The organism is Sulfobacillus sp. TH-112 (assembly GCF_057473405.1).
This window is the reverse complement of the sequence record NZ_JBYCKN010000056.1, coordinates 1-7,291: the sequence shown is the minus strand read 5'-3', so window position 1 is coordinate 7,291 and position 7,291 is coordinate 1. Positions and strand designations below refer to the sequence as shown.

At 50.8% G+C, this 7,291-nt stretch carries 8 protein-coding genes and 1 riboswitch; of the genes, 3 read left to right on the top strand and 5 right to left on the bottom strand.

Annotated features, from left to right (window positions below):
* Positions 1-184 precede the first annotated feature (184 nt).
* Positions 185-1,174 carry a universal stress protein gene (locus tag ACOJWD_RS03520; RefSeq protein WP_486991838.1) on the top strand — a complete coding sequence of 330 codons (990 nt, stop codon included), beginning with the start codon at positions 185-187 and terminating at the stop codon, positions 1,172-1,174.
* A gap of 88 nt (positions 1,175-1,262) precedes the next feature.
* On the opposite strand, the gene ACOJWD_RS03515 is transcribed toward ACOJWD_RS03520, so the two are convergent.
* The 4 genes from ACOJWD_RS03515 to ACOJWD_RS03500 form a co-directional block, all read right to left on the bottom strand.
* Entirely contained in the window at positions 1,263-2,078 is an 816-nt protein-coding gene (locus tag ACOJWD_RS03515) for a hypothetical protein (protein ID WP_486991837.1), read from the bottom strand.
* A 115-nt stretch (positions 2,079-2,193) separates the two neighbouring features.
* Positions 2,194-2,736, bottom strand: coding sequence for a hypothetical protein (locus tag ACOJWD_RS03510; protein ID WP_486991836.1), 543 nt, complete (start codon positions 2,734-2,736; stop codon positions 2,194-2,196).
* A 224-nt stretch (positions 2,737-2,960) separates the two neighbouring features.
* A complete protein-coding gene (locus ACOJWD_RS03505; RefSeq protein WP_486991835.1) occupies positions 2,961-3,179 on the bottom strand; it encodes an ABC transporter permease subunit in 219 nt (72 codons plus the stop codon).
* A gap of 59 nt (positions 3,180-3,238) precedes the next feature.
* Complete coding sequence (locus ACOJWD_RS03500; protein ID WP_486991834.1) at positions 3,239-3,835, bottom strand: hypothetical protein; 597 nt, start codon at positions 3,833-3,835, stop codon at positions 3,239-3,241.
* Between the two features lie 154 nt (positions 3,836-3,989).
* Here ACOJWD_RS03500 and ACOJWD_RS03495 point away from each other — a divergent pair, with 154 nt between their 5' ends.
* Positions 3,990-4,391, top strand: coding sequence for a cupin domain-containing protein (locus tag ACOJWD_RS03495; protein WP_486991833.1), 402 nt, complete (start codon positions 3,990-3,992; stop codon positions 4,389-4,391).
* A 223-nt stretch (positions 4,392-4,614) separates the two neighbouring features.
* On the opposite strand, the gene ACOJWD_RS03490 is transcribed toward ACOJWD_RS03495, so the two are convergent.
* Positions 4,615-5,730 carry a 5-methyltetrahydropteroyltriglutamate--homocysteine S-methyltransferase gene (locus ACOJWD_RS03490; protein WP_486991832.1) on the bottom strand — a complete coding sequence of 372 codons (1,116 nt, stop codon included), beginning with the start codon at positions 5,728-5,730 and terminating at the stop codon, positions 4,615-4,617.
* Between the two features lie 162 nt (positions 5,731-5,892).
* Positions 5,893-5,992, bottom strand: a riboswitch (SAM riboswitch).
* Between the two features lie 436 nt (positions 5,993-6,428).
* On the opposite strand from ACOJWD_RS03490, the gene dapA reads away from it, so the two are divergent.
* The coding region (dapA, locus tag ACOJWD_RS03485) for a 4-hydroxy-tetrahydrodipicolinate synthase (protein WP_486991831.1) at positions 6,429-7,291 on the top strand (863 nt) is incomplete at its 3' end.

Here is a 7,291-nt window from a genome sequence, read left to right as displayed (position 1 = left end):
GAGACAATGTTTCACGGCGCCTTTTGACACGGGGAGACGGCATGCTGTCGCGTGTTATGATAAGGCTATTGCAAGCCGTAGGTGAAATATCTGCCGAGGATCAGAATGCACGACAGTATTACGAATACCTATGATGAGAAAATTAAAGGTTGTTCAATTGGTTACGATGAGAGGATGAGAACTGATGACATTAAAACATGATCCATTACGGGTGATATTTGCGACCGATGGTTCCGAGGGCGCCATGATTGCGACGAAGTGGGTTGCAACTCACTTCCAAGGAGCACCTTACGACGCGATTTTGCTGCACGCGATTCGTATGTCTATCGAAGACGCCTTACATAATGGTTATGCTGACTTGGCGACCGCAGCGGAAGGGATCTTGAATAAGACTCAAGCTGCTTTAAGTAAAGAGGTGACCAACATTAGTGCTGTCGGTACGGCAGCGCCGACCATCGCTCAGATAAGTCGAGAGCAGCACGCTGATTTGATTGTGATGGGACATTCGGGCCACGCCAGTTTGGGAGGGCTAGGAAGTACTGCATTTGAGGTGCTTCATCAAGCGAACATCCCGGTGCTGTTGGTACCAAGAGAGATAGCCGATCATATTGAGGAAGGCCCGTTATCGCGACCATTGAAGATCGTATTGGCGGTCAATGGCTCGAAACCATCGGATGAGGCGGCGGAGTGGCTTAACCAGAACATGGGGAATTTTGCGGTGGAGATCCATCTATTCTGTGTCTCACATGACGTGGTTCCGTCTCCGATGGGCATGCGGGAGACATCAGCCAGTGCTGGTATTCCTGTGGGAGCGGTAGCTCCTGTGATGGGGGGAGTGCCTGGTGGCGGGGTGTATTGGCTCCCGACGGAGGCCGCTACAGCTGGATGGGAAGAAGCGGCAAGACTAGCCCAACAAGAGACAGAGAACACGCTTGAACGTAGTGCGACACTTTTAACGAACTGTCCTCCGGTAACACGAGAGGCGGGATCGGGAGCGCCAGCGGAGGCTATTCGCAATTATGCAGAATCGGTTCACGCTGATTTGATTGTAATGGGACGACGCGACCACTCTATGGTGGGCAATATATTTAATAGTGTGTCGTACTCGGTAGTTCAGCATAGCAAAGTTCCGGTGCTGGTGGTGAGTTCAGAGGTTGAACAGGATGAGGCATGATATGCGCGGTGATTACCTAACGGGATGATTTCACCTTACAAAAACGCGAGGAGGCCAATGAATAATGCTATTGGCCTCCTTCTGCTATTCACGGATGGATTACAGTATTTACAATCCATTGCGCTGGTACCACAGCATTACTTCGGCTAGAGTAATAGGGCCCGGCGACAGCTATGGCCTGCCCCTGAATGGCCTTGACCGTCCGTTCAGACCATAGCGCTACCCATAACGCATCAGGAGGGCGACTGTCAGTGGCGGTCATCCAGATCATGATGTGGTGCTGTCTAAGTAGCGGTAGTGCAGTCAGATTTTCACCCTGCTGTTCGGCATTGACGACGGCCCCCGATTGGATAATCCAGTTTTCGGCAAGCCAGGCATCCCCATGACGTAAGCCTATCGAAAGCACTGCACCGGGATTAAAGGAATTCACCAAGACCCGCAGGTGGTTATCGTGAGCCCCTTGCACGCTATTGACGAGGCGTGTGTGCGATACACCATAGTCGGGACCAGCACAATCAAGAAGAACACCGCGAGCACCAATTTTTCGCCACTGCTTTAAGTAGAGGGAGATCGTTGTCAGCGAATGGTTAGGCTGACCATCGGTGACGCCGATATCGACATAGCCGTAGAATGTCACCTTGGGCAAGACTTTGATTAGTTCTTCGGTCGCGGCGAGGTCGCCTGAAGAGTGCCACTCGTCGTCACTGCCCAATATCACAATCGGGTAGCCTTTCAGAGACTGTGCAAATGAAAGGAATTGGTGGGGGTTGGTGGGAATCCACCCATAGTAGATTAAAAACGGCGTCGCCGGCTTCACTACACGCTTTGGAACAGTCTTGGTAAATCCAGAAAGACTGAGAGTCAACAATAGGCCCCATAGCATGGCAATCCTCAGGCGTCTCACCGTCGTAGGCAGCTCCTTGTCACGATCACTGTCACTGTTACTACCTCCTATGCTAGCACGGAGTCATATATGGACTAAAATCCCAATCCCGATATTCCTCCAGATTGACATCGTTCTAGCTCGTGGATGGCGCCAATAAATGATTTGCGCTAGTAATGACTAGACCGCCAAGCATGACAAGGTAGAGGTACGGGAGGATTACGCACAGCGTCAAAGCCGCAGCCACAACGACGAGAAAGAGCGCCGCCTTGAGTGGCGCCACACGAAGCTCCTCGAAGGAATTTTTCACTGCGGTCCTAATGGACGAAGGCGAAAAAGAAAGGTGGGTCAAAACCATTAGTGTGAGGAGAGCGAGTACGCAATCGAGGAGCAGGAACGTGGTCTGGTCGATTCGTAATACAGCTAAGGGTAGTTGATTACGCATCAATTGGACATCCAACCAAGATAATAGAAGTGCCATAGATAGGGGCCATATTACCAATATGCTGCGGAAAAAGACGGTCTTAGAGGTGTGAAAATATTGGAAAAATGCGTCGCGAGCGGGCAGACGCTGAAGAACGAGTGCGCGATGAGCGGCAAATAGAGCGGCAAGATTTGCCGGGAGCGTGATGATGAGGAGAGAACCGGCCACCGCCGCGATGCTGAATCCCACAAACACTAGGACCCCAGTTCATAGGCTTAACAGGTGATCCAGGAAGGGAACCTCGCCGTGCGGTTCTCCGAGAGGCATCTTCATAGTTTCACCGACCCAGACACTGCACCCTGGACGAAGTAGCGTTGGACAAAGGCAAACACGACAATGAGTGGTGCGGCCACGATAAATATGCCCGCGGCTAAACGAGTCCAATCACTTTGGTAGCTTCCGTAAAACGCAAACAGGCCTCATGTGAGCGGAAAAAGTGATTGGCTAGAGAGGAAGACTACCGGTCCAATAAGGTCGTTCCAGACGGTCACAGTAGCGTAAATGCCTACCGTAGCCAGGGCTGGCTTCACTAACGGCAAAATAATGCGAAATATATATTGAGTGTAGCTTGCCCCGTCAATAGCAGCACTTTCATCTAATTCGACCGCAATAGTCTTAAAGTAACCGGTGAAAAACAAAAAGCCTACATCAATCGGGTCACCCCTGTCTTCGATGACATGATCTACTGTTCTTTTGGCTATCCAGAAGGATAGGGATGGGCGTGATTACGCCCACGGTTTGGAAGTCGGGGCACGCCATTTAAGAGCCATAAGTCGCGTCTCAGAGCTGGATTCCAGGAGGAGAACTGACGCCTTCGCCGTCCTTGCGCCAGCGGCGGAGTGGTCGCGATCAAGGCCTGGGCATGCATCACTAACGTCATCATTGAGGGCTTACGCATCTCGTTAAGGAGACCGTGATTGAGGAGAAGTTGTCTCATTTTCCACCAGTCATGACATATCGCCATAATTTGGGAACTGGCGGTTGCCCGGCCCTTCATTTCTGGCCACATGTAGGTTAGAGTAGTCCGTATCTGGAGCATGGTTTTGATATTGGCATCCACGATCCTCGGATTTGGTTCTTTTATGGAGCGTAGCGCATTGCTAAATGCCTCGCGATTGGCGTGGACAAGAAGATCCAACTGGGGATTATTTCGGTGTTTAGGGAGCGTGGTTGAGGGTGCAGTTTTCGCTAACACACGAGAGAGGTTCACTATCCGACTTGGATTTAATGTATAAAGAGGAAAGCTGAATCCTAACGATGTTGCTAAGATGATAAGGAAGTGGGTGCGGGTCATTATGCGCCTCCTCCGTGGATTAGTCTCACCATAGGGTTCGTCGTCATGGGCGATAATCTGTAGAGGATCAGAAAATGCATAAAACCTGATTGGGCCCCTCTATTACACGTGATAATATGAAGTGACTTACATATAGAAAGAGAGGGATAGTGCAATGGCAGCAGTGGAAAATATTCGGCAAGGAAAAAATTATACGGTGGGCGAATCTGGCCCGTTAGAGGGGTTGGACGGTAAGCTTTTCTTGGGTAAAGCGTTAGGGTTTACGGGGATGGAGATTTCATTGAATCGGTTTAGTCCTGGACAAGTGGTGCCGTTTCTCCATCAACATCGCCAGCATGAAGAGATGTACATCTTTATTCAAGGAGAAGGGCAATTTCAGGTGGATGGGGATGTCTTTGAGGTTCACCCCGGCACGGTGGTGAGAGTGTCTCCTGAAGGCAGCCGCGCTTGGCGAAATAATTCTACCCAAGATCTCTACTGTATCATCGTTCAGGCTAATCAAGATTCGCTTACGGACCAAGATGGGATTCGTGGCGAACATCTCATTTCTTGGTAACGGGAACGGCATTGGGAGAATAAGTTCTGACCCTTAAGGTCTAGGCACCAGAGTGTGACTAGGGTGAGGAGCGCTATTCTCGCGACAGTATCCAAGTATACTCTGGGGGCGCGTCGGTTGGGTGAAGTAGGTGAGATGGAATTTTCTGTGGAAATGAGTGCCACGAGTGTCCCGCAGGGGGGCTCGTGGCAGGATAGAGAAGAAATCAAAAAACGTGAGAGACTTAACTGTCTTCCCAGACCTCTCGGGCAATGGTAACGACATGTTCCAATTTGGCCCATTGTTCGTCTTCTGTCAGAGTATTACCCTCTTCGCTTGATGCAAACCCGCACTGTGGGCTTAAGCATAGACGGTCTTGGTCAATATAGTGCGACGCATCATCGATGCGCCGTCTAATGGTATCGCTGGACTCCAGTCTTCCCTCTTTCGAGGTAATGAGGCCCAAGACGATACGCAACGAAGGGCGGGTCGCAAATCGCAGCGGTTCGAAGCCTCCGGCGCGTTCCGTGTCATACTCTAAGAAAAAGCCATCAACGTCGACGCCACCAAATACACGCTCGGCAATGGGCTCATAGCCGCCTGACGCAATCCATGAGGACCGGAAGTTACCCCGGCAAATGTGCATTGTGATGGTCATATCGCGCGGCCGGTCTTGAAGAGCTTCATTTAGGGTCTTGGAATAAAGATCTTGTATCTGCTTCAAGTCCCATCCGCGGGTCTGGAGTTCGTCTCGCTGTTCGCTCGAACAAAAGTAGGCCCACGAGGTATCGTCAAGCTGAAGATATCGGCAACCGGCGTCATAAAACGCGGAAATCGCGTCTTTGTAGGCTATGGCAGTATCGTGAAAGAATTCTTCCAGATCAGGATACACAGCACTATTCATCTGGGCCCGAAAGTGCAACATGCTGGGACTGGGGATGGTGAATTTCGGCAGTAATCCGTTTGGCACGTGGTCCTTCAAATAGGTAAAGTGTGCCAACATGGGGTGACGATGGAACCGGACTTTATCCACGATGCGAATGCTATGAGCCTGAAGTTGATGTTGTCCTTGGAAGTGAATACCGTTATCGTTGGCCTCAAATGCTTCAACACCGGCGAGATGTTCTAAAAAGTCAAAGTGCCAATATCCACGACGAAATTCTCCATCGGTGACCGATTTGAGGCCCAACGCTGCTTGCTTTTCTATGATGCGAGCAATCTCCTCATTTTCGATGGCTTGAAGAACCGTGGGGTCGAGTGCCCCCAGTGCCAGTCGACGACGGGCTTCTTTGAGTCGGTCTGGGCGCAATAGACTGCCGACGTGATCTGCCCGAAACGGGCCTAATGGTGCTTGACTCATTGCAGTGTAACCTTCTTTCTTGCTTAAGTTCGACTCACTTATCGCATGAAGGTCTGGTGCAGAGGGGATTCGCTTTATCGAAGCGATTTATTTGTTGACATGAAATGAGCCCCTCTTATGGGGCCCCCTCAAGTCAAGTATCAGATGGTCCGAACCATCTGCCTCTCATCTTTCCCTTGCGGGAAGGAATTAGCACCATGCCAACTAACGGCCGGTTGCTGCAGCATCATAGGGCCATTCCCTCAGCTGCTCTTGATAAGGGCAAGTCTTGTAATCATTATGACATAACTTGTGGAAACGTCAATGCCATCGACACGGTTATTGATAAAGACATATCCCCCAGTCCGCTCGATTATGCGGAGCGGTCACGGGGCGACAAGAATCAACCATTAGCTACTAGCATTTAGGCAACAATGTTAGAATATAATATGAAATACGGAATATTATGATGACTTATTATTTGGGGGAGGAGCGTTTGGTTTCTTGTTCCCCGACTGACTAAGGTCTTGGTGGGCGGCGCCAAGGGGATGAAACCCTGCGTGAGATCGAGCAATCGCGCTATGGGGACTCAAGCCGCGAGGTACAGCAATATCGCTTGTTCGCTCCTGTTCGAATTGGTTTTGTTTAACCAGATAGTGATAGGTATCGATTCAACAAATAATGCCCAGCGACAGCCACAAAGTAAGGGGAGGGCCAGCATGAAAGCGATTGCCGAACGATTACGAGGGTCGATTGTACCCGTGGTCACGCCATTTACTGATGAAAACACGGTGGACTATGATGCCCTAGTCCGACAGATTAACTGGGTCATTTCTGAGGGAAGTCATGGAATCTCAGTGACGGGAACGACGGGGGAGCCGGCAGCACTGTCGATGAAAGAGCGAGAAGATATCTTTCGCGCTACCGTAAATACGGTGGCGGGGCGGGTTCCCGTGCTACTGGCTACGGGCAGTAGTAATTTGGAAGATACTTTGCGACTCACAGCCACGGCAGACATTTTAGGAGCAGATGCGGTATTGGTCATTGTTCCGTATTATAATCGGCCGTCTCAGGAAGGATTGTATCAGTTCTTCACCACGGTGGCCCGATCCACGGAACGTCCGCTAGTGATCTATAACATTCCCGGAAGAACGGCAACTAATATCGAGCCCGAGACCGTGAAACGCATTGTGACGCGGGCATCAAATGTCGTTGGCATTAAGGAATCAAATCGCGACTTTGAGCAGGTGACTCGGGTATTGCATCTGATGGGGTCCGATTTCTTGGTCTTTTCGGGAATTGAATCCCTGTGTTTCCCGATGCTGGCTCTAGGCGGAGCAGGGCACATTAGTGCGACGGCGAACATATTGCCGCGGGCGGTAGCGGATCTCTATGACTTGGCTGAGGCGGGAGAATGGCAGAAGGCCCGCGAATTGCACTACTACCTTTATCCCCTGAACGAGGCGCTGTTTTGGGAGACCAATCCAGGTCCATTGAAAGCAGCTCTAGGTCTCATGGGAAAGATGCGCCCGCCCTTACGGTTACCCCTGGCTCCGATTTCCGAAGCTCACTTCCACGCTAT